The 25766-nt window shown below is 67.5% G+C and carries 22 protein-coding genes and 1 pseudogene; 8 read left to right on the top strand and 15 right to left on the bottom strand.

Annotation, left to right across the window (positions count from 1 at the left end; genetic code table 11):
- Window positions 1-59: 59 nt before the first annotated feature.
- From HH310_RS37455 to HH310_RS37440, 4 genes are all read right to left on the bottom strand, one after another.
- Entirely contained in the window at window positions 60-1112 is a 1053-nt protein-coding gene (locus HH310_RS37455) for a 3-isopropylmalate dehydrogenase (protein WP_169180491.1), read from the bottom strand.
- A 1-nt stretch (window position 1113) separates the two neighbouring features.
- Entirely contained in the window at window positions 1114-1698 is a 585-nt protein-coding gene (leuD, locus tag HH310_RS37450; RefSeq protein WP_169180490.1) for a 3-isopropylmalate dehydratase small subunit, read from the bottom strand.
- Between the two features lie 15 nt (window positions 1699-1713).
- Window positions 1714-3141 carry a 3-isopropylmalate dehydratase large subunit gene (leuC, locus tag HH310_RS37445; protein WP_169180489.1) on the bottom strand — a complete coding sequence of 476 codons (1428 nt, stop codon included), beginning with the start codon at window positions 3139-3141 and terminating at the stop codon, window positions 1714-1716.
- 210 nt (window positions 3142-3351) lie between these two features.
- Window positions 3352-4293 (bottom strand): alpha/beta hydrolase, encoded by a 942-nt coding sequence (locus HH310_RS37440; RefSeq protein WP_169180488.1) that lies wholly within the window; start codon window positions 4291-4293, stop codon window positions 3352-3354.
- Between the two features lie 104 nt (window positions 4294-4397).
- Here HH310_RS37440 and HH310_RS37435 point away from each other — a divergent pair, with 104 nt between their 5' ends.
- The 3 genes from HH310_RS37435 to HH310_RS37425 are packed head-to-tail and all read left to right on the top strand — an operon-like array spanning window position 4398 to window position 5861.
- A complete protein-coding gene (locus HH310_RS37435) occupies window positions 4398-5267 on the top strand; it encodes a helix-turn-helix domain-containing protein (RefSeq protein ID WP_169180487.1) in 870 nt (289 codons plus the stop codon).
- Window positions 5264-5623, top strand: a complete 360-nt coding sequence (locus tag HH310_RS37430; protein ID WP_169180486.1) for a DUF2255 family protein — start codon at window positions 5264-5266, stop codon at window positions 5621-5623. The genes HH310_RS37435 and HH310_RS37430 overlap by 4 nt, the downstream gene beginning before the upstream one ends.
- Before the next feature lies 1 nt (window position 5624).
- The gene (locus HH310_RS37425) at window positions 5625-5861 is read left to right on the top strand and encodes a hypothetical protein (protein ID WP_169180485.1); all 237 of its coding nucleotides are present in this window, start codon (window positions 5625-5627) and stop codon (window positions 5859-5861) included.
- Between the two features lie 28 nt (window positions 5862-5889).
- Here HH310_RS37425 and HH310_RS37420 read toward each other — a convergent pair whose 3' ends face one another.
- Window positions 5890-6711, bottom strand: coding sequence for an AraC family transcriptional regulator (locus HH310_RS37420; RefSeq protein ID WP_169180484.1), 822 nt, complete (start codon window positions 6709-6711; stop codon window positions 5890-5892).
- A gap of 429 nt (window positions 6712-7140) precedes the next feature.
- Between HH310_RS37420 and HH310_RS37415 the strand changes: the two genes are divergently transcribed.
- A complete protein-coding gene (locus HH310_RS37415) occupies window positions 7141-7506 on the top strand; it encodes an alpha/beta hydrolase fold domain-containing protein (RefSeq protein WP_169180483.1) in 366 nt (121 codons plus the stop codon).
- A gap of 668 nt (window positions 7507-8174) precedes the next feature.
- Here the strand turns inward: HH310_RS37415 and HH310_RS37410 are convergent.
- The 7 genes from HH310_RS37410 to HH310_RS37380 form a co-directional block, all read right to left on the bottom strand.
- Window positions 8175-9236 carry a LacI family DNA-binding transcriptional regulator gene (locus HH310_RS37410; RefSeq protein ID WP_169180482.1) on the bottom strand — a complete coding sequence of 354 codons (1062 nt, stop codon included), beginning with the start codon at window positions 9234-9236 and terminating at the stop codon, window positions 8175-8177.
- A 155-nt stretch (window positions 9237-9391) separates the two neighbouring features.
- On the bottom strand, window positions 9392-11839 hold the full coding sequence (locus HH310_RS37405) for an alpha-L-rhamnosidase (RefSeq protein ID WP_169180481.1): 2448 nt from the start codon (window positions 11837-11839) through the stop codon (window positions 9392-9394).
- A gap of 62 nt (window positions 11840-11901) precedes the next feature.
- The gene (locus tag HH310_RS37400; protein WP_169180480.1) at window positions 11902-13155 is read right to left on the bottom strand and encodes an ABC transporter substrate-binding protein; all 1254 of its coding nucleotides are present in this window, start codon (window positions 13153-13155) and stop codon (window positions 11902-11904) included.
- Window positions 13156-13195: 40 nt separating this feature from the next.
- Window positions 13196-14017: a carbohydrate ABC transporter permease gene (locus HH310_RS37395; RefSeq protein ID WP_169180479.1), complete on the bottom strand. Its 822-nt coding sequence runs from the start codon at window positions 14015-14017 to the stop codon at window positions 13196-13198.
- Window positions 14014-14895, bottom strand: coding sequence for a carbohydrate ABC transporter permease (locus tag HH310_RS37390; protein WP_169180478.1), 882 nt, complete (start codon window positions 14893-14895; stop codon window positions 14014-14016). Before HH310_RS37390 ends, HH310_RS37395 begins: the two co-directional genes overlap by 4 nt.
- Window positions 14892-15947: a LacI family DNA-binding transcriptional regulator gene (locus tag HH310_RS37385; RefSeq protein ID WP_169180477.1), complete on the bottom strand. Its 1056-nt coding sequence runs from the start codon at window positions 15945-15947 to the stop codon at window positions 14892-14894. The genes HH310_RS37390 and HH310_RS37385 overlap by 4 nt, the downstream gene beginning before the upstream one ends.
- Before the next feature lie 66 nt (window positions 15948-16013).
- Window positions 16014-16820, bottom strand: coding sequence for an aldo/keto reductase (locus HH310_RS37380; protein WP_248294809.1), 807 nt, complete (start codon window positions 16818-16820; stop codon window positions 16014-16016).
- Between the two features lie 350 nt (window positions 16821-17170).
- Between HH310_RS37380 and HH310_RS37375 the strand changes: the two genes are divergently transcribed.
- A complete protein-coding gene (locus HH310_RS37375; protein ID WP_169180475.1) occupies window positions 17171-20503 on the top strand; it encodes a glycosyl hydrolase in 3333 nt (1110 codons plus the stop codon).
- A 206-nt stretch (window positions 20504-20709) separates the two neighbouring features.
- Here HH310_RS37375 and HH310_RS37370 read toward each other — a convergent pair whose 3' ends face one another.
- From HH310_RS37370 to HH310_RS37360, 3 genes are read right to left on the bottom strand one after another with little or no spacing between them, the layout of a single operon-like run.
- The gene (locus HH310_RS37370; protein ID WP_169180474.1) at window positions 20710-21459 is read right to left on the bottom strand and encodes an SDR family NAD(P)-dependent oxidoreductase; all 750 of its coding nucleotides are present in this window, start codon (window positions 21457-21459) and stop codon (window positions 20710-20712) included.
- Entirely contained in the window at window positions 21456-22307 is an 852-nt protein-coding gene (locus HH310_RS37365) for a fumarylacetoacetate hydrolase family protein (RefSeq protein ID WP_312034577.1), read from the bottom strand. The genes HH310_RS37370 and HH310_RS37365 overlap by 4 nt, the downstream gene beginning before the upstream one ends.
- 30 nt (window positions 22308-22337) lie before the next feature.
- Entirely contained in the window at window positions 22338-23081 is a 744-nt protein-coding gene (locus tag HH310_RS37360; protein WP_312034576.1) for an IclR family transcriptional regulator, read from the bottom strand.
- Between the two features lie 9 nt (window positions 23082-23090).
- Here HH310_RS37360 and HH310_RS37355 point away from each other — a divergent pair, with 9 nt between their 5' ends.
- The 3 genes and pseudogenes from HH310_RS37355 to HH310_RS44475 all read left to right on the top strand — a co-directional run.
- A complete protein-coding gene (locus tag HH310_RS37355; RefSeq protein ID WP_312034588.1) occupies window positions 23091-24845 on the top strand; it encodes an IlvD/Edd family dehydratase in 1755 nt (584 codons plus the stop codon).
- A complete protein-coding gene (locus HH310_RS37350; protein ID WP_169180470.1) occupies window positions 24845-25519 on the top strand; it encodes an SDR family NAD(P)-dependent oxidoreductase in 675 nt (224 codons plus the stop codon). Before HH310_RS37355 ends, HH310_RS37350 begins: the two co-directional genes overlap by 1 nt.
- A 12-nt stretch (window positions 25520-25531) precedes the next feature.
- Window positions 25532-25766, top strand: a pseudogene (locus HH310_RS44475) (hypothetical protein); the annotation flags it as partial.

Raw genomic sequence — 25766 nt, 5'->3', positions numbered from 1 at the left:
TTGATGAGTCCGGCTCTCGTGCGAGGACGACTTCGTCCACAGCGCACGAGAGCCGACTCTCAGCCCACGCCCTCCGAGGCGCGCGTGGCGGCGTCTTCGGCTATGCGGTCGCCGACCGCGGTGGTTCGTAGTGTGAGCTCCGGGGTTCTGGAGGCTAGTTCGGCCGCGACCGCCTCGGTCACCCGGCGTGCCTCGTCGTGATGGCCCAGGTGGTCGAGCAGGAGGGCGGCGGAGAGAATGGCGGCCGACGGGTCGGCGGTGCCCTGGCCGGCGATGTCCGGGGCGGAACCGTGTACCGGTTCGAAGGTCGACGGGTAGCGCCGTTCGGGGTTGACCGAGCCGCTCGCGGCCATGCCGATGCCGCCGGTGACAGCCGCGGCTATATCAGTGAGGATGTCGCCGAACAGGTTGTCGGTGACGATCACGTCGTAGCGCCCGGGATCGGTCACCAGGAACATCGCGGCGGCATCGACATGCTGGTATTCGGTGGTGACCTCGGGGAACTCCGCGGCCACCGCGGCGAACGTGCGCGACCAGAGACCGCCCGCGTGCGCGAGCACATTGGTTTTGTGCACGAACGTCAGATGGCGGCGGTCGCGGTGCCGGGCTCGGGCGAACGCGTCGCGGATGACCCGCTCGACGCCGTACCGGGTGTTGAGGCTTTCCTCGGTGGCGATCTCGGCGGGGGTGTCGCGGTGCAGGGTCCCACCGGCGCCGGCGTAGAGGCCCTCGGTGCCCTCCCGGATCACGATCATGTCGATCTCCCCCGGGCCGGCATCGGACAGCGGGCTCCTCGTACCCGGCCACAGGCGCGCGGGACGCAGATTGACGTACTGGTCGAAGTCGAAACGCAAGGTGAGCAGAAGACCGCGTTCCAGTACGCCTGGGGGCACGCTGGGGTCGCCGATCGCGCCCAGCAGGATCGCGTCGTGAGCCGCCAGCTCGTCCTGCACCGACTGCGGGAGGACCTCGCCAGTGCGGTGGTAGAGCCGGGCCCCCAGGTCGTAGCCGGTGAACTCATTGCCGGGCAGGACGGCTTCGATCACCTTGCGGGCCTGCGCGGTCACCTCCGGGCCGATGCCGTCGCCGTCCACCACGGCCATCTTCGCCATGTCAGAACCCCTTGGTGCTCGGCTTGAAGGCCGCACGGTCGTTCTCGTACGCGGCGATGGCGTCCTCGTGGCGCAACGTCAGGCCGATGTCGTCGAGCCCGTCCATGAGCCGCCAACGGGTGAAGTCGTCGATGGGGAACGTCCAGGCGAAGCCGTCCGCACGCACCTCGCGCGCCGCGAGGTCGACGTCGACCAGGGTGTCCGGGGCCAAGTCCCACAGGGTTTCCACGGCGCTCTGGTCGAGCTGAACCGGCAGCAGACCCTCCTTGAGGGCGTTGCCGCGGAAGATGTCGCCGAACCGGGGCGAGACGACCACCCGGAAACCCCAGTCCCGCAGGGCCCACACGGCATGCTGACGTGACGATCCGGTGCCGAAGTTGTGCCCGGCGACCAGAATCGAGGCGCCGGCGAACACCGGATCGTTCAGCGCGAAGGCCGGGTCCTCGCGCCACGCACGAAACAACGCGTCCTCGAAACCGGTACGGGTGATCCGCTTCAAATACTCCGCCGGCAAAATCTGATCGGTGTCCACATCGGACCGCCTCAGTGGCAGCACGGTGCCACGGTGAGTCACGAACTTGTCCATGAATATTCCCGGTTCTCAGAGATCGGCGGGCGCGGCGAGCCGGCCGGCCACAGCGGTGGCGGCGGCAACCTGCGGCGAGACCAGGTGCGTGCGCCCGCCCCTGCCCTGCCGGCCCTCGAAATTACGGTTGGACGTGGAAGCGGCGCGCTGGCCCGGGCGCAGCGTGTCCGGATTCATGCCCAGACACATCGAACAGCCGGCGAACCGCCATTCCGCGCCCGCTTCGACGAAGACGCGGTCCAGCCCTTCGGCCTCGGCAGCCGTACGCACCTCATCGGATCCCGGAACCACCAGCATCCGCACGCCGTCGCGAATCCGCCGGCCCCGGATCACCTCCGCGGCCGCACGCAGATCCTCGAGCCGCCCGTTGGTGCACGAACCGAGGAACACCACATCGACCGGGATCTCCCGCAACGGGATGCCGGGTCGCAAAGCCATGTAGTCCAGGGCCCGTACCGCGGCATTGCGGTCGGTCTCGTCGGCGAAGCCGGAAGGATCCGGCACCACATCGTCCAGCGGCACGCCTTGACCTGGATTCGTGCCCCATGTGACGAACGGGCTGACCGCGCCGGCGTCGAGGAACACCTCGGCGTCGAACACGGCATCGTCGTCGGTCACCAACGTTTTCCAATACGCCACCGCGGCCTCCCAATGCTCGCCGCGAGGCGCGTGCTCGCGACTGCGGAGGAACTCGAACGTGGTCTCATCCGGGGCGATCATCCCGGCTTTCGCGCCCCATTCGATGCTCATGTTGCAGACCGTCATCCGGCCTTCCATGGACAGCTTCCGGATTGCCTCGCCGCGATATTCGACGATGTGGCCGGTGCCGCTGCCGGTGCCGGTCTGTGCGATGAGGGCGAGGATCAGATCCTTGGCGGTGACGCCGGTACGCAGTTCGCCGGTGACCGTGACGGCCATCGTCCTCGGCCTGGCCTGCGGCAGGGTCTGGGTGGCGAGGACCTGTTCGACCTCGCTGGTGCCGATGCCGAACGCCAGCGCCCCGAACGCACCGTGGGTCGAGGTGTGCGAGTCACCGCAGACGATGGTCATGCCCGGCTGGGTGAGACCGGACTGCGGGCCGATGACGTGCACGATGCCCTGCCCGGCATCGCCGAGGGAATGAATTGGGACACCGAATTCCGCGCAGTTCTTCCGTTGCGCTTCGACCTGCGTACGAGAAATGGGGTCGACGATTGTCAGAAGTTCGCCCCGCCTCGCATGGAACGACCCGTCGGCGTACCCAGTCGGGGTGTTGTGATCCTCGGTGGCCAGGGTCAGATCGGGACGCCGTACCCGCCGCCCCGCCAGCCGCAGACCGTCGAACGCCTGCGGTGTCGACACCTCGTTGAGCAAATGCAGGTCGATATAAAGCAGATCGGGTTCACCGTCTGCCGCGCGCACCACGTGGTCGGCCCAGACCTTCTCGGCCAAGGTTCTCGGCATTGCTTTTGCCTGTTCTGCAAGAATTCTTCGTTTGGCCGCCTCGGCGTCGTTGCCGGTGTCCCACCTTAGTTCCATCGCGAGCTGCAACTGCGCAACAGGTGAAACCATGCAGATCAAGAGCAATACTGTGCAGTGGTTGTCCATCCTCACTACCGGGATGATCGCGCAGCCCGCTCTTCCGTTGTGAGTGGAGCGCTGACCGGAGCGAGATCACACCTCGAGCGCGACGACGTCAGGCGTCAGTTCGGCGGTGAAGAAGCCGGCGAGCCGCTCGACGGCCGGGTCGACGTACTCCGGCTTGTCGTAGAGATCGACGTGGCTGGCACCGTCGACCCACAGCAGCTCCTTCGGCTCGCGGGCACCGTTGAATGCCTCGTTGCTCATGTGCCGGGTGATCGCCTCGGTACCGACAATCATGAACAGCGGCCTCGGGGCGATCATGGCGATGAACCTGAACGGGTCGAAGGCGGCGATCCGGTCAATACTCGACCAGGTGAACTTCTTTGCCGACCGCGGGTGCTGACCGCGGTCGGTGCAGTAGTACTCGAAGCCCTCGAAGCCGTGCTGCCCACCCAGAGCACGCGCTTCCTCGGCGGTGTCGGGGAAGATCGGGAACGTGCCGACGCCTTCGCCGCGGGCCTCAGCGGTGCGGGCGGCTGCGGCCGCGTCGAGCATCGCCTGGATGACGGCGGGGGCCTGCCTGCCGTCGGCGCCTTCGCGGAACTGGCGGCCGATGTCGGCGGCGCTGATGGTCGCGACGGCCCGGATGCGGTGATCGGTTGCCGCGGCCGGAATGACGTAGCCGCCGGAGGCGCAGATGCCCAGCGCGCCGATGCGCGTCGGGTCGACCTCGAGCCGCGCGCTCAGGAACGAGACCGCTGCCTTGAGGTCCTCGACGCGCTGAGCCGGATCCTCGAGGCCGCGCGGCAGGCCGCCGCTCTCGCCCTGGTGGGCAGCGTCGAAGGCGAGGGTGATGAACCCTTGCTCGGCCAGCCGGGACGCGTACAGGCCGGCGGCCTGCTCTTTGACGCCGCTGGCCGGGTGACCGACGACGATCGCGGGGCGAGGCCCATCCGTGTCTCCGTCGGGGAGGTAGAGGTGACCGGCCAGCGGGATGCCGGCGCTGTCAAAAGTGACGTCGATTCGGTTCATGCCCTCCACAGTCCGGCGCCGTCGCCGATCGCAACAGCCGCAGGTCTCTTCCGGGGAAGGATTCTGCCCTCCCAGCGACCCCAGGCTGATTACAGAATGGCTACATGACCTCGGCCGACCTGAACGAGCTCGGAGCCTTCCTCAAGGCCCGCCGCGCCGAGCTGAGCCCCCTCGAGACCGGCCTACCCGAGACCAAAGCGACCCGCAAGGTTCCAGGGCTGCGTCGCGAGGAGGTCGCACAGCTCGCGGCAATCAGCGTCGATTACTACACCCGGCTCGAACAGGGCCGGGTCCCCGCGTCCGCCTCGGTACTCGCCACTCTCGCCTCAGCGCTGCGGCTCGATGACGATCAGCAGCGCTACCTCTACGAAATCGCGGGTAAGGCCGACGCCCGACCGCGGCGCCGCCGTGGCCGGCAGAACCTGCGACCGGCGATGCGCCGGCTGCTTGACCGGCTCACCGACACTCCGGCGATGGTGCTAGGCCGCCGTTTGGACGTGCTGGCCTGGAACGATGCCGCGGCAGCACTGTTCACCGATTTCGCGGCGATTCCCGCCGCACAGCGCAACTACGTGCGGATCGTCTTCACCAATCCGGTCGTCCGGGCATTGCACACTCGGTGGGAGCACGACGCCCAGGATGCCGTCGCCGCCCTTCGGATGGAGGCCGCGGCAGACCCCGACGATGCCGAGCTGGCCCGGCTGGTCGGCGAGCTGGCCGTACTCGACACCGACTTCCGTACCTGGTGGGCAAAACGGCGAGTCAACAGCGCGACCTACGGAACTAAGTACTACCGCCATCACCTCGTCGGTGACCTGACTCTCGACTGCGACACCTGGATGAGCCCGGACGGCAGCGGCCAGCGCCTGTTGGTTCTGACCGCCGAGCCGGGATCGCCGTCCGACGAGGCCCTGCGCATCCTCGCTTCCTGGACCGCCCCGGCTGCGTCCGCCGAACGACAGGAGTTCAGATGAGAACCTGGTCGAAATCTCAGCTCACGTCCCTGGGGGACGCGTTCTCTCTGCATTTCTCCGCCGGCCCGGCGCGGCCCGATGCACCAGAGGTCGAGATCGGCATGGTGGTGGTCGGCAGCGACCTGTTCGTACGGGCGCTGCGCGGACGAGCGTCACGCTGGTATCGCGCCGGCGTCCAGTACCGCCGGGGCCGCATTCGGGTTGCCGGCGTCACCACCGAGGTCGCAATCGCCGCCGCCGGCGAGGTGCAGGCAGACCTGATCGATGCGGCGTACCGCCAGAAGTACGACACGCTTGCCTCGTTGGCGGTGGGCTCGGCGTCGCGGGAGGCCACGCTTCAGATCTCACCGTGGTGACTTGATCTCTATACGATCGAAGCGCTCCCCGAACGGAACCGGACCCGGCCCGCTGGTACGCCTCGTCGAACCGGCCCCGCACGGCCGCCACCGTGGCCAGGTGGACGAGATGGGTGGCCCGGCCCTGCCCCAACTCGGCGGCCAGGCGTTCGCCTTCCTCCGCCTCGGCATACGCCAGGTCGTAGTCGCCGACACCGATCAACTCGGCCGACTGCTGCGCGAGCGGGAGCGGCAGTAACCCGACCAGGCCGCGCCGCCGGGTCAGCTCAACACCCAGATTCGCGGGCGCGGCCTTGGGGGTGGATCCGGCGCCCTTCGTGCCGCCAGTCGGCCGGCGCTTTCCCGAATTTTTGACGGAAGGCGCGATTAAAGGTCCGGATATTGGCGAACCCCGTCATCGCCGCGACTCGCCAGATCTCGATCCCCATGTTCTTGGGGTCTGCCAGAACGTTGTAGGCGGCCAGCAGTCGCTGCGTCCGGATGTAGGCCCCAGGTGTCGTGTCGGCGCGCTCGAAAAGGTGGTAAAGGTGCCGCACTGAGACGTGGTGAATCCGCGCCAATACTTCAATGGCCAGCGGCTCAGAGATATGATCCTTTATATACCTCTTTACCATATCCAGCAGCACGTGGTCCGAGCCGTCCGGGAGGGCGGTCTCAGGTCCCCGCAAGGCCATGACCAGTAGAGTGATCGCCGCCTGTCCGGCGTCCACCCGCTGCACAGCGGTCAGCTCGGCTGCGGACCGGTCAAGTTGATCGATATAGCGGCCGAGAAGGCTCGTTGCCGCGGAATGAATCTGCAGGGCCTGGATGCTCTCACTAACGTCTCTTACCCGTGGCGGAAGCGAATCCCGCGAAAATTTCATCAGCTGGGTTTCGCTATTTCCCGCCGTAGTCAGTTCCCACACGCTACGGGCCTGGTAGAGAACAACGTCTCCAGGGGCCGTCGCAGCAAGTCTTCCGTCCTGATGAACTCGAAGGTTCCCGGATGTACCAACAGAGATTCCTAGTAGTTCATCGCCGGTAGACTCGGCCGCGAGGCGTAGCGTGCGGGCGACATGGAGAGAACCGCCCGCCGTCGTCAGCCTCATCAGGCCTATCGAATTGCTCAGCCCCTGCTCCGTGAACCGTACACGGCTACCCGGCCCGGCCCGGACGACTGACGGAATAAAACACTCGCTCGCAAGCCGATCCATCTCGTCGCGGGATAGATAATCACTTTTCACTGCCTCACCCCAGCGAGCCGGCGTCCAGCCTTTCTAGGTAGGGCCGAGTTCGCAGACGGGACGAGTCTGCTCCGCCCAGCACCGTCATAAGAATGGCTTCGTCATGCACGTTTGGACCTTGACACGTCCCGGACACGCCTCCAATGCCTAATACGTCAGGCTGGCACACGATGGGCATCATGGCTGGTCAGCAGCTTCTGCGACGTGAGCCACTCCCCCGGTCGGCCACGGCGTGTTGGGAATGAAATACCGCGTTGTCGCGGCACGCGCCGCTGCCCGTCGCGGGCCGCGGCGATGTCCGGGTTCGTCGACATGCGGACCCACGTCATCGCCGCGGCCGGCGCCGACACGACGTTGCCCGCTCTTATCCTGGACAACGCCGCCCGCAGGATCGCGGACGAAACAGACGTTGCCGTTATCACCGTCGACTACCGCCTGGCACCGGAAAATCCTTACCCCGCAGCACTCGAGGACTACTATGCCGTACTGCGATGGGCTTCCGACACTGTCGCCGTACTTGGCGAAGGCGCCGGCGGCGGCCATACGGTTGCGACGGCGGTGTCCAGCCGCGACCGGAGCGGCCCGCCGGTGGCTGCTCTACTCCTGGACGCGCGCCCACCCTCGACGACCGCGGCTACACGCGCTCGATCAGAGAGTTGACGGACACACCGATCCTGCGTGGACCTGACCTGCCGCTCATCTGGCAGCGTTACCTCGGAGGCCTGCGTCCCGGCGGCGAGGACGTGCCGGCTTACGCGGCTCCTGGCCGGGCCACGATCGACGATGGGGGAAGGGGCCGCCCGCCAATACCGTGAAGCGCACCTGGGGCAAGCGGCTGATTATCCATCTGCGGTAGCTCGCGGAAGGCTCGGACGCGGTAATCATGCTGTACTCGATGTCGCGATCCGCCATGGCGCGCAGATCACGGCCACGCGACGGTGTTCGCTCCACGACGACGTTGAAATAGGAGCTCTCAACGTGGTCCTTCGAGGTCGGCCAGCTCGCACTCGACGGCGGAGGTCGCCGGTTCGCAGGTGGGGTCCGGGCGAGAATTTCGTGACCGGTGCCGGGGGGCGGACGGACCGGCTTAAGACGTTCAGTACGTGGCTGCGCCAGCTGCTCAGTGCGACAGGGCGGAAACACGAACAGCGATCCGCGCGCCATCGGAGGCCAACCGAAGATCCGTAGCGCGGCCCATCGTGCCGCTCGCCGCGGTAACAACCGCAGCCTTACCAGTTAGATCGGGACGACTCTCTTCCTCTCTTCGAGAACCTGACCGGGACAACGGGGGTACGGTTTCCCTATCGAGAGTGGCAGATAGGCTGGCCTCATCGTGGAGTCGGTGCACCCGATGTGAGGCCGGCGGCGTCTCGCGTGCTCGACGTGCGAACGATGAGTCGTGCTTCGTGGGTTTCGTGTACCGCTTCGTCGCGGCCGTCGACGCGTTCGAGCAGCAACGCGGCAGCGCGCTGTCCCATCTGGTGACCGTCCTGGTTGACGCTGGTCAGGCTGATGTTCGGGTGGCTGGCCAGGCGGGCGTCGTCGTAACCGGCCACGGCGATGTCGGCGGTGGTGAGCCCGCGTTCCGCGATGGCTCGTAACACGCCGAGGGCGGCGTCGTCGTTGCCGGCGAAGACCGCTGTTGGTGCGTCGCCCCTGTCGAGCGCGGCGTGCATCGCGCGTCGTGCCGGTTCTTCCTCGTACCGAGCCGTGATCACCTGGATGTGCTCGCTGAGCCCGGCCTCACGCATGGCGGACTGGTAGACCGCGCGGCGGATGGCTTGCGGTGTGGTCCGCAGCCGGCTCGTGCCCGGGTCGACGTGGGCGAGGTGCGCGATGCGCTGGTGGCCTTCGCCCAGCAGATGCGCCATGACCAGCCTCGCGCCGGCCGCGTCGTCCCCGGCGATCGTGTCGTAACGCTGGGATACGTCGTGGCGGCCGAGCTGGACCAGCGGGACCTTGACGGCCAGAGCTTCGAGCCAATCGGGCTTGGCGAGCGGCGCGATCGCGATGATGCCGTCGACCTGCCGGTCGTAGAGAGCTTCGAGGGCGCGGTGACCTATGCGGTGCTCGTCGTCGGCGGGCGCGACGATCACCTGGTAGGGGGTGTCCCTCAGATGAGCGGTCACGCCCTCCACGATGTCGGAGATGAAGTAACTGCCGAAGTGTGGGATGACCACCCCGACGGTGTACGCGGAGCCACGCATGACCCGGGCGGAGATCTGCGGACGGTAGTTCAGGTCCGCGATGGCCTGGTTGACCCGCTCGCGCATGGCCTTGCTGACCCCGTAGGCGTCGCGCAGGACCTTCGAGACCGCGGCCCGTGAAACCCCCGCCGCGTCGGCGACGTCGTCGATGGTCGCGCGGCGGGGCTCGGAACGACTCGGCAAGGCCTCCTCCGCGGAAGCTCGGAACGGGTGTAGACCGGTTCACAGAGAGTAGACCGCCGCGATCGACGGGACAACAACATCGGTCCGACGCCGCAGCACGCCGGTCTTCCGCGTCGGAGAGCATCGGCGACGCTCTCCGATCGCGTGTGCGGAGCTCAGGCCTGTTGGTCGCGTGCTTCCTGCAGTTGGTTCACGGCGGTTTCCACCTCTGCGCGCACCTGTTCGGCCAGGAGGAACAGGACGCTCGTCAGGTCGCGTTCGCGGACCCAGGCGTTGCTCGACGCGAAGGCGTCCGCGGCCGCCGGGTCGTGTGCCTCGAGCACCCCGAGCACGGTTTCGTACGCCTCGGGATCATCGATCAGCACGTCCAGCGGCGTTTGGAGTCCGTCCAGGGCCGGCCGTTCCGCGGTCCGCAGGGGGGCGTGGATCGCCCATTCGTGCCGGCCGGAGCCCACTTCCTGGCCGCGCACACGGGCGGTGCTGCCGGGTGGGACGTTGACGGCAAGCTGAACGGTCTCGCCGGCGCGGTCCCAGCGAACAGATGCGGTGCCGTAGCGGGTGTCCAGAGACGCCTGGGCCCAGTCGAACTCGGGCAGGAAAAGCGGGTCGACATCGATGACGTGATAGCCGGGCTCGCCCGGTGCGAGGCCGGCGATCCTGCGGTGCAGCCAGTCGGCGACGGCGCCGAGGGCATAGTGGTTGAAGGAGGTCATCTCGCCCGGGTTGATGGTGCCGTCGCGTAGCAGGCTGTCCCAGCGCTCCCAGATCGTGGTGGCGCCGACGGTTACCGGATAGAGCCATGAAGGTTGTTCGGTGTGCAGCAGAAGCCTTCCGGCGATCTCGGCGTGCCCGGTGTCGGTGAGCGCGTCGCAGATCAGTGGTGTGCCGAGGAAGCCCGCGGAGATGTGGTAGCCGCTGCGGCGCACGAGGGTGGCCAGCCGGTCGCCCATCGCTTGCCGGGCCTGGTCGCCGGGGGCGAGGCCGAAGGCGATGGTCATCGCATAGGCGGTGACGGTGTCGGACACCAGCCGATAGGCCCCGGTGACGAATTCAGCCCGGTAGGCGGTGCGGATTTGGTTAGCACGGTAGGTGTATTTGGCGTGGTCGGCCTCCTTCCCCAACAGCTGGGCGGTGTCGGCGACGATGTGCGTCGAGCGGTACGCGTAGGCGGTCGCAACCAGGTCGGTGGCGGTCATCGGCCGGCCGGGGTCGTCAGGGGGTGCGGCGGGGTCGAGCCAGTCGCCGAACTGGAACCCGTTCTTCCACAGTCCGCCGGTGCTGTGGTCGGCGATGACGTCGGCCCAGGCGGTCATGCTCGCGTACTGGTCACGCAGGATCTGCAGGTCGCCGTAGCGCTGGTAAAGGGTCCAGGGGACGATGGTCGCGGCGTCGCCCCAACCGGCGACCGGGGTGGTGACGTCGCTGATGGGATCGGGCACGACGGTGGGGACGGTGCCACCTCGGCGTTGCTGTTCGGCGGTGAGGTCGCGCAGCCAGGAGGCCAGGAAGGCGCGGCAGTCGTAGAGGAACGCGGCGGTCGGCGCGAAAACCTGGATGTCGCCGGTCCAGCCGAGGCGTTCGTCGCGTTGCGGGCAGTCGGTGGGCAGGGCGAGAAAGTTGCCGCGCATGCTCCACCGCACGTTTTCGTGCAGGCGGTTCACCAGCGCATTCGAGGTGGCGAAGGTGCCGGTTGGCCGCATGTCGCTGTGGACGACGACGGCGGTGATCGCGGCTGGGTCGAGTTCACCGGGCCAGCCATCGATCTGCGCGTAGCGGAAGCCGTGAAACGTGAAGCTCGGTTGCAGCGTGCGGGGCCCGTCGCCGGCAAGCAGGTATGTGTCGGTGGCTTTGGCTCGTCGTAGCGGACGGGTGCCCAGTTCGCCGTTTTCCAGGACCTCGGCGTGCCGGATCCTGATCCGCTGACCGGCCGGGCCGTCGACGGTCAGCCGCACGAAGCCGACGAGGTTCTGTCCGAAGTCGACGATGGTCGCGCCGGAGGGGCTGGTCAGAATCTGTTCGACGGCGCGGGCCTCGATGACGCGTACGGGAGGAACCTCTGCTCCTGATGCGGCCGGAAAGGGATTTCGTTCCCGGCGTACGGGGATCCAGGTGGTGGGTTGTTCGCGCCGCGCGTCGTAGGTTTCACCGTCGTAGATGCCGCTGGCGGTCAGTGGTCCGTCCTCGGTGGTCTCCCAGCTCTCGTCGGTCGCGATCACCCGCGTGCTGCCGTCGGTGTCGTCGAGAACGAGTTCGAGAGCGAATTGTGGCTGATCGCCGTAACTATGGCCGAGGTTGTCGAGATGGCCGAAATCTTCGGTGTACCAGCCGCCGGCCAGGCTCACGGTGATGGTGTTGCGGCCCGGCCGCAGCAGTGCGAGCACGTCGGTTTCCTGGAAGAGCAGCCGGTCCTGGTAGGCGGTCCAGCCCGGTTTGAACAGGTGATCGTCCACCGGCCGGCCGTTGAGAAAAACCTGGTAGAGGCCGCGGGCGGTGGCACGCAAGCGCGCACCGGTCAGCCCGGCCTCGGCGGTGAACTCTTTTCGGAACAGGACGGGGCGGGCGCGTCCGGCCGGCGCCGGGTGGCTGACGAAGCTGGCGTGCAAGATCTTGCTCCTCCGCTGTGGTGCGGCGGGTGCGCACCCCAAGGGTGCGCACCCACGTCTGGCTATTTGACCTGGGCCTGCATGTCCTGCAAGACCTGGGCGGGGGTCTTCTTGCCGAGGAACATGTTCTGGATACCGACGAGGTGAGCGTTCTGAATGCGGGCGTTCGGCCAGCCGGTGTCCGGGAAGGCGCTGACCTTGCTCGCGGTGACGAGCTCGTTGAACGTCTTGAGCACGGGGCTGACGGTGAAGGCGGAGTTCGGGATGGCGGGAACGACGCCGCCGAGCGTGGTGGCGAACTTGTTGATGTTGGTGTCCTGCGCGACGAAGTCGACGAACCTCAGCGCCAGTTCCTTGTTCTTGCTTTTCGCGTTGACGCCCAGTCCGACGCCGGGTGAGGCGGCGATGGCGGTCGCGTTGGGGTCGTCGGTGGCCGGCAACGGTTGCAGGTCGTACGTCACGGCGGTGTTCTGCTGCTGCAGGTTGCCGAAGACGCCGCCGACCTGAACGATCGCCAGCGCCTGTCCCTTGGCGACCGGTGGCAGCGTGTTGTCGAAGCTGACGCCGTTCGGGTCATTGGTGAAGCAGTTCGCATTCTTCATGTCGAGGTACTGCTGCTCGACGGTCTTCCACGCGGAGTCGGGGAACGTTGCCTTGCCTGCGGTGAGGTCCGCGTTCCAGTTCGGGTTCTGGGCGTAGACGAGCGTGGGTGCCAGGGCATACGGGACGAGCTGGGTGACCCAGGTGTCGGAGAGGCCGAGCGAGAACGCGACTTTGCCTTTCGCCTGCGCATCGCGGCAGAACGAGAGGACCTGGGCCCAGGTGGTGGGAATTTTCAGGCCGGCGCCTTGTACGGCCTGGGTGTTGTAGAAGGCGCCGAGCGGCTGGAGTACGCCGGGGAACATGTAGGTCTTGTTGTCGTAGTCGGTGACCGATTTCAACGATGCCGGGATCTTCGATGCCCACGCTCGGTCCGACAGGTCGACGAGGTATCCGGCCTTGGCCAGCGTGGCCTCGCTGATCGTGTTGCCGCCCTGTCCCGGCTGCACCGAGAGCACGTCGGCGCCGCCACCGGATTGCAACTGGGTGGGCTGGGTGCTTTGGATGTCGTCGGTCTTGGCGTACGTGGCGTTGACCGTGACGCCCGGATTAGCCGTCCGGAAGTCGTTGATCAGGGCGTCGTAGGCGTCCTTGTAGTCGGTGGAGGCGTAGAAGGTGATCGTGTTGCTGGACGAGTTGTCCGAGCCGGAACTGTTCGAACAGCCGGTCAGCAACAGGGCGAACCCGGTCAGGGCCGCGAGAAGACGTCGGTTCATCGGAGCCTGCTTTCAGAGACGTAGAACGGTCTACACGGAGTCAGCCTTTGAGGCCGCCGGCGAAGCCTTTGATGACGTAGCGCTGCAGGATCAGGAAGAGAACGAGGATCGGGATCGAGGCGAGGATCAGCCCGCCGAAGATCAGCGGCCAGTCGGATCCGTACTGGCCGACATAGCTGTAGAGCGACACGGTGATCGTCTGCAGGTCCCCGCCGGACAGGTAGAGCCGCGGGGTGAAGAAGTCGTTCCAGATGTTGATCGTGTTGAGGATGACCACGGTGCCGGTCACCGCCCGCATCATCGGGAAGACGATGCGGAAGAACGTGCTGACCGGGCCGGCGCCGTCGATCTGGGCGGCTTCCTCGAAGCCGGTCGGCAGCGCCCGGATGAAGTTGACGTAGAGAAACACCGAGAACGGCATGAGCTGCGCGGAGTAGAAGATGACCAGCCCCCAGACGCTGCCGAGCAGCCCGGCGGCACGCATCGCCTGATACAGCGGGACGGTCGCGAGCTGGAACGGCAGCAGCAGTCCGAGCAGAAACGCCAGGTAGGCCGCCTTGGACCAGGTGGAGGTGAGCCGGGCGATCGCATAGCCGGCCAGCGAGGCCGCACCGATCAGCACAATCAGGCTGACCACGACGACGGTGGCGGTGTTGACTACCGCATTGACGAGGTGGGCGCCGGTGAGCGCGTCACCGAAGTTACTGAAGGTGGGGTGGACCGTCGGCCGTAGCGGACCGGTTTGGTCGTCGCGCGGTTTGACGGCGACGTTGAACAGGATGTAGATCGGGCTGACGAACACCAGCCCGGCCAGCACCATCACGACCTCGAGGAGGCTGGTACGCCAGCGGTAACGGTTCATGCCCGGGCCTGCTTCCGGAGTCCGAGGTACTGCACGAGCGACAGCAGGATCACCAGCACGGTGAGCACGACTGCCATGGCGCTGCCGAGCCCGAACTCGCCAAACTCGAACGAGGTGCGATAGATGACCGTCGAGAGGGAGTCGGTGCTGCCGCCAGGCCCGCCGTTGGTCATCGCCACGATCTGGTCGTAGAGCCGCAGCCCGGCGATCAGGCTGAGCGTCAGGTTCACCATGAACGCCGGAGCCAGAAACGGTCGCACGACGGAGAAGAAGCGCCGGACCGCACCGGCGCCGTCGATCGACGCCGCCTCGACGACGTCCTGCGGAACGCCCTGCAGCCCGGCCAGGTAGATGACCATGGTGGAGCCGGTGAACTGCCAGACCACGGCGACGATCAGGGAGAACAGCGCCAGTCTCGGTTCGCCGAGCCAGGGCTGGCGCAGCGAGCCGAGCCCGATCGCGGACAGTGCCTGGTTGACAGCGCCGTCCGGGTCGAGCAGGTACTTCCACAGGTAGCCGCTGACCAGCGGGCTGACCACGAACGGGGCGAAGAACAGCACCCGCAGCCAGTTACGGCTTCGGATCCGGGAGTTGAGCGCCACGGCGAGCAGCAGCCCCAGCACGTTTTGCAGCACCATCACCGCGGCCGCCATGACGAGGGTCTGGATCAGCGGCCCGACGGTGTCGGTGCTGCTGAAGATCGTGCGGAAGTTGGCCAGACCGATGAACGTGCCGGCATCGCCAGTGGTGGCGTCGGTGAGCGCGTAGCCGGAGCCGATCACGCTGGGCAGCAGCACCACCGCGCCGTAGATGACGATGCCGGGCAGCAGGAACCACAGCGGCACCACGGCCCTGCGCCGTCGAGTCTTCCCGGTCATGTCTCAGTCCTCTCCGGCCGGTCAGCCGGCTCTCCGGCCGACCGGCCGGTCGAATCGCGAACCACCAGCCGCGGGGCGAGCACCTCGTGGACGGGCTCGGCGCGGCCGCCGATGCGTTCGATCAGCAGGGCGGCCGATCGGCGGCCCATCTCGCGGCCGTCCTGGTTCACGCTGGTCAGCCGAATCGCGGGGTGGCTGGCCAGCCGGGCATCGTCGTAGCCGGCTACGGAGATGTCCGTGGTGCTCAGGCCGCGCTCGGCGATCGCCCGAAGCACACCGAGGGCGGCATCGTCGTTGCCGGCGAAGACGGCGGTCGGGGCGAGACCGCCGTCCAGGGCGACACCCATGGCACGCCAGGCCGCCTCCTCCTCGAAACGGCCTTCGACCACGGCGATCTCGCCGGCCAGCCCCGCCGCCGTCATCGCCTGTTCGTAGCCGGAGCGGCGGATGCCGTGCGGCGTGGAGCCCAGGCTCTGCCGGACGCCGTCGATGTGGGTCAGGTGCGCGACCCGCCGGTGGCCCCGGGCCAGCAGGTGGTCCATCACCAGAGCGGTGCCGGCCGCGTCGTCACCGACGATCGTGTCGTAACGGTCGCTGCGGTCGTGCCGGCCCAGCTCCACCACCGGCACCTTGCGGGCCAGTGCGGCGAGCCAGTCCGGCGCGACCAGCGGCGAGATCGCGACGATGCCGTCCACCTGACGGTCGTAGAGCGCCTCCAATGCCCGGCGGTGGTCGGCGTCGACCGGCGCCAGGATCAGTTGATACGAGGTTTCCCGCAGTTCCGCCATCGCTCCGTCCACCACGTCGGCGAAGAACTGGTTGCCGAAGTGCGGGATCATCACCCCTACCGTGAAGGTGGAACCACGCATCGCCCGGGCCGAGACTCGCGGGCGGTAATCGAGTTCCTCGATCGCGCCCTTGACCCGTTCCTGCATGGCGTCGCTGACCCCATAGGCGCCGCGCAGCACCTTGGAGACGGCGGCGCGCGAAACCCCTGCCGCCGCGGCGACGTCGTCGATCGTCGCGCGGCCACCGGGCGTTCCTACGGGCATTGACGCCTCCCATTCGTAGAACGATCTACAGGAACGTAGACCGTTCTACGCGATGCGTCAATACCGTTACTTGTGTGTTAACTGCTGATCAATCAGCGCGAGGTCGCCCATGGCGAGCGGGCCGGAATGGGCGGACTGGCGGATCGTCTCCGGGCGGCTGGCCCCGACCAGAGGTGTGACGTGCGCGCCCTGCGCCAGCACCCACGCCAGCCACACCTGTGGCACCGACAGTCCGAGCCGGGCAGCGACGCCGGCGACCACCGGATCATCGCGTCGCGCGGCCGGTCCGCCGAGGGGCAGGCACGCCAGGTAGCGCAGACCGGTCGCCGCACAGTACGCAACCGTGGGCAGGTCGGCGCGGTCGGCCAGGGAGAGCCGGTTCTGCACTGCGGCGATCGCCGCCTCGGCACGTGCTTGTTCGATCTGCGCGACGCTGACGTTCGACAGGCCGATCGCCGCGACCTTGCCCGCCGCCTGGAGCTCTTTCAGCGCCCCGACACTCTCGGCCAGCGGAACCCGTGGGTCGACGTGGTGAAGCTGGTACAAGTCGATTCGGTCGACGCCCAGGTTACGCAGGCTCGTGTCACAGTTCGCGCGTAATGCTTCGGGGCTCGCATCGACCGGGAAGTCATCGCCGTCGCGGTAGTGACCGCCCTTGGTCGCGACCAGCGCCTCACGTCGGCCCGGTCGCTGCGCGAGCGCACGCCCGACGATTTGTTCCGCATAGGATTCGACGCCCTCGCGAGTGTACGCCAAGGCGGTGTCGATCAGCCGGACACCGCTGTCCAGCGCGGCATGCACCGTCGCGATGGCCTGCTCGGCCGTGATGTCTTTGAATGCGAGCTGGGCGGTGCCCAGGCCGATCCTGCTCATGTGCCTACTCCTCCGAAACATGCAAGCCGGCGCCTCCGTTGAGACCCATGCGGGCACACCGGCTCGCGGCGCGAGAGCCGTAAAAATTCATCGCGCTGGATCGCCGGACGCTCCTTGACACCTGATCAGCATGATCCTAAGAATGGATACCGTTCTACGAAACACGACGGTAATCCCCCGGACAACTCCTCCAGTGCTATCGCGGTGCTCGGCGGCGGTGGTCGACTGCCACACGCTGGAACCGCCGATGGATCGCGCCGCGGAAATGAATCGTTTCAAGTCTATCGCCGCGGCCCGCGTGGCCTTGAGGAGTCCGCCCGCCAGGAAAGGACAGTGCGTTGAGCGATGCAATGAAGGATGGTTCCATCTCACGCCGCGGGGTGCTGCGCGGCGTCGGGGCGACGAGCGTCCTGGCCGCCGCCGCGACATGGGCGACGCCCGGGTCAGCCAGCGCGGCCGGGCTTCGCGAGGACAAGTCCGGTGGTGAGTCGTCCTCGGCCAAGGCCGGCTTTGCCCGGCACCTGGAGAGTAAGTACATCGATCCCGACCGCGTCTACAGCGGCGACGTGCGCTGGTGGCTGGGCGATGCGGCGCACACTGACGAGACGTTGCTGGAGCAGCTTCAGGCGTTGTACGACGGTGGTTTCCGGGGCGTCGAGCTCTGCATGCAGGACGACGCCGGCGCGCCCAACAATCTGTACGCCTACGGCTCGGCGATGTGGAGCCACAAGTGGAACCTGATCATGAACAAGCTCCTCGACCTCGGCATGAGCGTCTACCTGACCTCCGGCACCAACTGGTCGACGTCCAACGTCCCCGGCCTGGACCCGGACAGCCAAGCCGCGATGCAGAACCTCACGCTGGCCACCGCCACCGTGACCGCGGGCAGCAGCATGAGCGCCCTGCCGGCTCCGGCGGCGAACGCCCGCCGCGCCGGCGCTCGTTTCGTCACCGCCTACGCCTACAAGGCGGTGTCGGCCACGGTGGTCGACGCCGCGACGCGCGCCGACCTGCCGGTGACGCAGGGCGCCGACGTCTGGACCCAGAACCTCACCTGGACGGCTCCGAACGACGGTGACTACCTGGTCTTCGCGATCTGGACCCAGGGCACGTACCAGACGTCCAGCCCCGCCGTGACGCCGAGCTATGCCACCAACTACTTCGATGCGCGCGGAGTGGCTGCTCTGCGCGCGTTCTGGGAGACCCACTACCTCAGCGATGCCACGCTCCGGCGGAAGATCCTCAAGGGTGACGTCCAGCTGTTCATGGACTCGCTCGAGATCACCCCGGGCACCTCCGGAATCACGTGGTGGTCGGAGGACATGGCTGCGGAGTTCAGAAAGCGCAAGGGCTACGACATCATGCCCTTCATCTTCCTCATGTACGGCCTGCCCCAGGTCAACGCCGTCTACAACGCGTACATCGATCGCGCGAAAGGCACCTACGATCTCGCCGGCGACGCGAACCGGCGCGAGAAGATCATCAACGATTTTCTCGATGTGCTGACCCACATGTACATGGAGCGGCTGCTGATCCCGCTCAAGGAGTGGCTCAACTCGGTCGGCATCGAGACCCGGGCGCAGATCTCCTACGGCCGCTCCTTCGAGATCTCCGAGCCGATCGCGGCAGTGGACTATCCGGAGGCCGAGAACTTCAACCAGTACGACCAGGTGGACATCTTCCGTCTCTGGAGTGGCGGCGCCAAGCTGACGAACAAGGTGCTCTCCAGCGAGTCGGGAGCGCAGTTGCCGCAGTACGGTCCCCGCCAGCTGCAGCTCAAGGACTTCTACCGCACCTACGCGGCCGGTTTCCAGCGCATGATCTGGCACGTCTGGGCGGCCCAGTTCGCGTACGGCAACTACGGGTGGCCGGGCTTCAGCAAAAACTTCTTCCACCCTGGCACCCGGCACCCCAGCGCGCGCGACTACGACGAGTACAACGCGCACCTGGGGCGCGTACACCAACTGCTGCGCACCGGCCGGGCGCGCTCGGATGTCGGCTTCATCCACAACAACTGGAACCAGGGCATGGCGTTCCGAGCCGAGAACCACGGGACCAACCCCCAGGTCTCGCAGATGAACTGGCAGCTCGCGCACATGGGCGTCTACTACCGTTCGACCGAACTGCAGGACAACGGCTACACCTACGACTACTTCAGCCCGAGGTTCCTGTCCGAGGACGGCGTCCACTTCGACGCCCGGACCAAGACCATCGAGCCCGCCGGCTACAAAGCGATCGTCCTCTACCAGGACTGGCTCGACATCGCCGGTGCGAAGAAGATCCTGTCCTGGGCGAAGAAGGGCCTGAAGGTCGTCATCCTGGGCAAGGCCGCCTCGCGGACGCCGTTCAACGACGGCGCGGACGCCGAGCTGAAGAAGACCGTCGACGCACTGAAGAAGCTGCACACGGTACGGACCGCGACGATCTTCGACCCCATCGACGACTACTTCAGCGCCACACCGGGCGGCTACCACGACAACGTCATAGCCAAGCTGCAGGAGATGGACGTGTACCCGTACGTCGGGTACGCCGGGCCGAACCAGCAGTTGCTCACCCAGACGCGCGAGGACAGCGACGGCAACCGTTACGTTTACGTCTACAACTACGACGACGGCTCCTACCGCAGCCAGAGCCTGCGCCCGGAGGTCCGGGACGCACCCAATCCCGGCCTGAACATCAAGACCGACATCGTGGTCGAAGGCGAGTTCACGCCGTACTCTATCGACGCCTGGACCGGCGAGGCGACGCAACTCGCAAACTACGCGTGGCACCGCGGCCGCACGGTGGTGCCCGTCGACCTCGACTACAACAACGTCGCGTTACTCGCCTTCGAGAAGTCCAAGGCCGGGCACGCGCCCAACGCCGCGCGCGTCGAGGCCACCAACGCGGACAGCTCGTACGCTCTGCCGGACGCGGTAGTGATCCGCGCCGGCACCAGCCGCCGCCTCACCACGCGGTTGAGCAATGGAAAGCAGTACCGCACCGACGTCACCGTCCCCCGCCCCTACGACATCACCGGCTGGAGCCTGACCGTCCAGTCGTGGCGGCCCAACAGCATCGAACGGGACCTGGTCCGCACCGAGACCATCGACGGTCTCACGACCGTCAACACGCTGACCTCCACCGTCACGACACCTATCCAGGTTCAGCTGGACACGCTGACCACGTGGGACAACATCCCGCAGGTCGGCAAAACGGTCTCCGGAACGGGCCACTACGAAGCCGGCTTCACGTGGGATGCGAGGAAGGCCAGCGGCGCGTACCTCGACTTCGGCGCCACGATGACCGAAAGCATGAAGGTCTGGATCAACGGCCAGAAAGTCGGCGGCCACGTGTCCACCAATCCGACCAAAGTCAGGAAGGACGTCGGCGGCGTGGGCAAACCGACCATCGATGACGGGACGGGCCGTCAGGTGCCCCTCGTGGGAACGAACGAGTGGACCGGAGGCGTCAGCCTCACCAAGCCCGTCATCGACATCAGCCGCTACCTCAAGAACGGCGCCAACCAAATCGTCATCGAATACAGCTCCACGCTGCAGAATGTCCAACTCGATCGCGGTGTCATCCCCCAGCAGCAAGAGCTGAGGTCCTGGTGGGAGAACGACCAGGTCTACCTGAGCTACGGGCCTCAGCAGGCCAAGATCGTGCCCTTCGTCGAGGTGAAGTACTCCACAAAGCGCTGAAACTGAACTGCGTCCCGCTCCGGACACAAGCTTCGGTGGAAATCACCGGTCTGGCGGGTTCTCACCGAACCATGCGGACCCGCCAGGCCACGCACGCATGCGCAGATCAGGTGTCCGGCCGTCGCGCGGCCAGCGCGGGCTCCGCGAGTTGACTTCCTGCCGCCGTCGCGACCCGAGAGCCCGGGACTGGGTCCCGGGCTGAGCGGTCACTTCTTGGGCAGGCGCAAGCCCTGCATGCCGCCGTCCACTGCCAGCGCGACGCCCGACGTTGCCGACGCGAGGGGGCTCGCCAAATACGCGATCGCCGCCGCCACCTCGTCGGCGGTGACTAATCGGCCGGTCGGCTGGCGGGCCTCCAACGCCGCCCGCTCGGCCACCGGATCGTCCGCCTTCTCCAGCAGCCGGCCGATCCACGGCGTGTCCGCCGTCCCCGGGTTCACGCAGTTCACCCGGATCCCCTCCCGCAGGTGGTCGGCGGCCATGGCCAGGGTCAGCGACAACACCGCACCCTTGGTCGCCGAATACAAGGCCCGCTTCGGCAAGCCCGCGGTGGCCGCGATCGAACACGTATTGACGATCGCCGCGTGCGACGAGCGGCGCAGCGCGGGCAACGCAGCCCGGGTGACCCGCACGATGCCCTGCACGTTCACGTCGAACACCCGCGCCCACTCGGCGTCGTCGTTCTCCTCGACCGTGCCCTGTGCGCCGATCCCCGCGTTGTTCACCACGATGTCCAGCCCGCCCAACGCGGCGACGGCGTCCGAGACCGCGTCGCGTACGGAGGCATCGTCGGTGACGTCCGCGCGAAAGCCCAGCAGCGGCTTGTCCACGTCGGGGTTGAGGTCGAGCACCGCCACCTCGCAGCCGCGCGACGCGAGAAGCGACGCGGCCGCCAGGCCGATGCCCGACGCACCACCCGTCACCAAAGCCCGTAGCCCGTCGAATTCGAGGCTCATCGCGGCCCCACCACGCGCTGACGGGCCGTCCCGAGCCGCGTGATGCTCAGCTCCATCACGTCGCCGGGCTGAAGGTATTTCTCGGGCTTCAAACCCTGGCCGACCCCCGGCGGCGTGCCCGTGTTGATCAGGTCGCCGGGCTCCAGGACCATGAACTGGCTCAGGTGGTGCACGAGGAAGTACGGGTTGAAGATCATCGTCTTGGTGTTGCCGGTCTGGCGGCGGACGCCGCTGACGTCCAGCGTCATGTCCAGGTCGTTCACGTCGGGGATCTCGTCGGGCGTGGCGAGCCACGGGCCGGCCGGGTTGAAGGTCTCGGCCGACTTGCCCTTCGACCACTGGCCGCCACGGTCGTACTGGAAGGTGCGCTCGCTGACGTCGTTGACGAGCACGTAACCGGCGATCGCCCCGGCCGCGTCGGCGACATCGTCCAGATAGGACGTGCGGCTGCCGATGACGATGCCCAGCTCGACTTCCCAGTCGGTGCGGTCCGAGCCGCGCGGGATGCGGACGTCGTCGTACGGGCCGATCAGCGTGTTCGGTGACTTGGTGAACAGGATCGGCTCGGACGGCACCGGCAGGCCCGCCTCCGCGGCGTGGTCGGCGTAGTTGAGGCCGATGCACAGGATCTGGTGTGGCCGGGCGATGGGCGCGCCGATCCGCTGGTCGCCGAACGGCAGCACGTCGCCGGCCTCGAACCGTTCCTCGACCTGCTCGGCCAGCCGCGCGAGGCCGCCGCTGCCGAAGAACCGCTCGTCGTAGTCGGTGGTCAGGTCGGACACGTCGATGTAGTAGTCGTCGTCGGCGCGGACGACCGGCCGTTCGGCGCCGGGGGCACCGATGCGCATCAAGAACAAGCTGCTTCTCCTGTCAGAAAATCAGAACGCGACGATCGCCTTGATCGCCGCCACGTCGTCGATCAGCTTCTGCAGCGGGGTGCGGTACGCGAGGCCGCTCACGCTGATCGCCCCGCTCGGCACGCTGGGCGAGGTCAGGAACGCGGGCACGGCCAGGCAACTGACCCCCTCCTCGTTTTCCTGGTCGTCGGTGCCGAAACCCCGCTCCCGGGTGCGGACCAGTTCGGCGTGCAGGGCCTCGACCGTACCGAGGGAATGGGGGGTGGGGGTCTTCAACGGCTGATCCCCCACCCAGGCGCGCACCTCCTGCTCGGTGCGCAGCCGGTCGGCGAGCAGCAGCTTGCCCACGGCGGTGGTGTGCGCCATGTTGCGGCCGCCGATGACGGACGTCAGGCGTACGGCTCCGGCCGGTGGATCCAGCTTGGAACGGTAGACCACCCAGCGGCCGTCCAGGGTCGCGTAGTGCGCGGTCTCGCCATAGCGCGCGACCAACGCCCGCAGCACCGGCAGCACGCGCACGTGGTCGGGGCGGGCCTCGTGGTGCGCGAACGCCAGGCGCAGGAACTCGTCGCCCAGCACGTACCGCCCGTACCCGTCCTGGGCCGCGAAACCCGCCCGCCGCAACGCCGCCAGCGCGCGATGGACCGTCGGTTTCGGGCTCGCCATCGTGCGGGCCAGGTCGTCCAGGCCGATCCCGTCCGGGTGGCGGGCGAGCTCGGCCAGCACGGCCAGCACCCGGTCGGCACCCACCAGCCTGTCGGTCACGTTCCGGATATTAGACCGAGGTTCCGGGAAACGGAAAGACGGACTACGGTACGGGACATGCGTAGCGCTCAGTGGTACGGCGGTGACGATCGGAACAGCTACATCCATCGGGCCTGGATGCGACGAGGCTTACCGGCCGACGCGTTCGACGGCCGGCCACACATCGCGATCGCGAACACCGCCTCCGACCTGACCCCCTGCAACTCCCATCTTGACGAGGTCTCGCGCAGCGTCGCGGCGGGCATCCAGCAGGCCGGCGGCATCGCGCTGAACCTGCCGGTGGTGTCGATCGGCGAGACGCAGGTGCGGCCCACCGCGATGCTGTGGCGCAACATGGCCGCGATGGCCATCGAGGAGATGCTGCGGGCCAACCCGATCGACGGCGTCGTGCTGCTCGGCGGCTGCGACAAGACGATCCCGGCGCTGCTGATGGCGGCCTCGTCGGTCGACATCCCGGCGGTCGTGGTGCCCGGCGGGCCGATGCTCACCGGCACCTTCCGCGGCGTCCCGCTGGGCTGCGGCACCGACGTCTGGAAGCTGTCCGAAGAGGTGCGTGCGGGCACGCTGAGCGCGGCCGAGTTCCAGCGCTCGCAGGGCTCGATGATCCGCAGCCGCGGCCACTGCAACACGATGGGCACGGCCTCCACCATGGGATTGCTGGCCGAGGTGCTGGGCATGACGCTGCCGGGCATCGCCGGGACGCCCGCGCCGGACAGCCGCCTGCTGGAAGGCGCGCACGCGACCGGGGTGCTCGCCGTCGAGCTGGTCGGCAAGGATCGGCGGCCCAGCGCGGTGATGACGCGGGCGTCGTTCCTGAACGCGATCGTCGCGCTCGCCGCCATGGGCGGATCGACGAACGCGGTGGTCCACCTGCTCGCGATCGCCGGCCGATTAGGCGTCGAGCTGACCCAGGACGACTTCGACCGTACGGGATCCGGAGTGCCCTTGCTGGTGGACCTCCAGCCGGCCGGCCGGTTCCTGATGGACGACCTGTACCGGGCGGGCGGCCTGCACGCCGTGCTGGCCGAGGTGCGCGATCTGCTCGACCCGGCCGCCGTCACGGTCACCGGGCAAAGCCTGGTGGACTATCTGAACGGCGTTCCCGTGTACGACCGTGAGGTGATCCGGGCCCGCGACGAGCCCTTGCAGAGCGACGCGGGGATCGCCGTGCTCTACGGCAACCTCGCCCCGGACGGCGCCGTGATCAAACCGGCCGCCGCGTCGCCGGAGCTGCTGCGGCATCGCGGGCCGGCGGTCGTGTTCGACTCGGTCGAGGATCTGCAGGCCCGGCTCGACGACCCGGCGCTCGAGGTCACCGCCGACTCGGTGCTGGTCCTGCGCGGCTGCGGTCCCAAGGGCTATCCCGGCATGCCCGAGGTGTCCAACATGCCGTTACCGGCGAAACTTCTTGCCCAAGGCGTACGGGACATGGTGCGCATCTGCGACGGCAGGATGAGCGGCACGGCGTACGGGACGGTGGTCCTGCATGTGACGCCGGAGGCGGCAGCCGGCGGACCCCTCGCGAAGGTCCGTACCGGCGACATGATCATCCTGGACGTGGCGTCGCGCCGGCTGGAGGTGGACCTGCCGCCCGGGGAACTGGAGGCACGGGAGCCGTCGCCGGCCGCCGTACGGGCGTACGCGGCGCCGAAACGGGGCTGGGAACGGCTCTATGTGGACACCGTCGGACAGGCCAACACCGGCGCCGACCTGTCCTTCCTGGTCGGGTCGAGCGGATCGCAGGTCTCGCGGGAATCGCACTGATGCGCACCGCGGTGGTGACCGGCGGGATGAGCGGCATCGGCGCGGCCTGCACGGCCCGGCTGGCGGCGAGCGACGTCAAGGTGTTCACGCTCGACCTCGCCGACGGCGCCGACCTGCAGGTGGACGTCTCGGATCCGGCCGCGGTGCACGCCGCGGCCGACAAGACCGGGCCGATCGACATCCTGGTCAACGCGGCCGGCATCGTCGGGCCGAACGCCCCGCTGTGGGAGATCCCGCTCGACGGCTGGGACCGCACCTTCGCGGTCAACGTGCGCGGGATCGTGCACACCTGCCAGGCCTATGTGCCCGGCATGCTCGGCCGGGGCTGGGGGCGGATCGTCAACGTCGCCAGCATCGCCGGCAAGGACGGCAACCCGAACATGTCGCCGTATTCGGCGTCCAAGGCCGCGGTGATCGCGCTGACCAAGTCGCTCGGCAAGGAGCTGGCGACCAGCGGGGTGCTGGTGAACGCGGTCGCCCCGGCGGTCATCGAGACCCCGATGAACGCGGCCACCGATCCGGCCGCCCTGGCGCACATCACCAGCCTGATCCCGATGAAGCGGACCGGGCGGGCCGAGGAGGTGGCGGAGCTGATCGCCTGGCTTTCCGGGGACGGCGTCAGCTTCTCCACGGGCGCTGTGTACGACATCAGCGGCGGGCGGGCCGTCTACTAGGCCGGTCAGAGCGTGCCGAGCAGCTGGCAGAAATCGTCTTTGTATCTGGCGGGAAATGTCCGATGCATCAGGCCCGACGATGCTTGCCTGGAACCTTCCGGCCTCTCCGGCGTGCTGATGAAAGGGCTACTCATGGATATCGGCGTGGTGCTCCAGAGCAATCCGCCCGCTCGGACCGTGATCGACTTGGCGAAAAAGGCGGAGGCGGCCGGTTTCACGCATGTGTGGACGTTCGACTCGCACGTGT

This window comes from Actinoplanes sp. TBRC 11911, assembly GCF_012933445.1.
Lineage (GTDB): Bacteria > Actinomycetota > Actinomycetes > Mycobacteriales > Micromonosporaceae > Actinoplanes.
This window is presented reverse-complemented; position numbering and strand designations above follow the sequence as displayed.